Below are 866 nucleotides of genomic sequence, written 5' to 3'. Positions count from 1 at the left end.
ATGAAGATCAAACGAGATGTCATTGAAGGCCAGTACAAAGATCAGTTAGATGGCTGGTATGCTGGTAAGGCGAAGGTTGTCTGGGAATAACACTTCAATACAGTTGCATTTAAAGGAGCTTGGGCTCCTTTTTTGTGCTCGCGTAGTGGCTCAGCGAACAAGCACGAAGGGCATCTTGAGGCTTCTCTGAAGATGAGTGGGCCGAAACATAATCATAGTTGAGGCATGTAATTGTATTTGTAACTCTTTGCTCTTCTTTTTGCTTACTATGATCTGTTGATTGATTTGTTAAGCAGTATCACCGGCACCATACCGACCAACACAATCACGAGCGCAGAGAGCGCACACTGCTCAATAAGTTCGTCTGATGCAAATTGATAGACGTGCGTCGCGAGAGTCTCAAAGTTGAAGGGTCTGAGGATAAGTGTTGCCGGCAGCTCTTTCATACAGTCTACGAACACAACCAAAAGAGCTGTTAGTGCGCCCGGTTTGATGATCGGCAGGTGCACTCTCAGGAACGTCTCCATGCTTCCTTTACCAAGCGACCTAGATGCCATGTCCATAGATTGTGTGACTTTCTCTAGGCTAGAGTCGATCGCTCCCGTCGCGACCGCTAAGAAGCGCACCGTGTAGGCAAATAAAACGGCAATGATGCTACCGCTAAGCAACAGCCCTGTGCTCACACCAAAGAACTCTCTTGCGAGGCCATCAAACCAGTTATCGAAAGCTGCAAGAGGAATAATCACACCAATTGCCAAAACGGCGCCGGGTACTGCATAACCAAGGCTGGAGATCTGAGTAAGCGCATTGGTCGCTCTGCGTCGATTCAAGCGCTTGGTGTACGCCAACAGACAGCCGATCACAAG

At 48.4% G+C, this 866-nt stretch carries 1 protein-coding gene; it reads right to left on the bottom strand.

Annotated elements, in window-relative coordinates; all coding sequences use genetic code 11:
* Window positions 1-266: 266 nt before the first annotated feature.
* Window positions 267-866: iron ABC transporter permease (locus A3750_RS02445; RefSeq protein WP_156498323.1), on the bottom strand; the 600-nt coding region annotated here is incomplete at its 5' end.

The sequence above is a fragment of the Oleiphilus sp. HI0079 genome (genome assembly GCF_001635105.1).
This window is presented reverse-complemented; position numbering and strand designations above follow the sequence as displayed.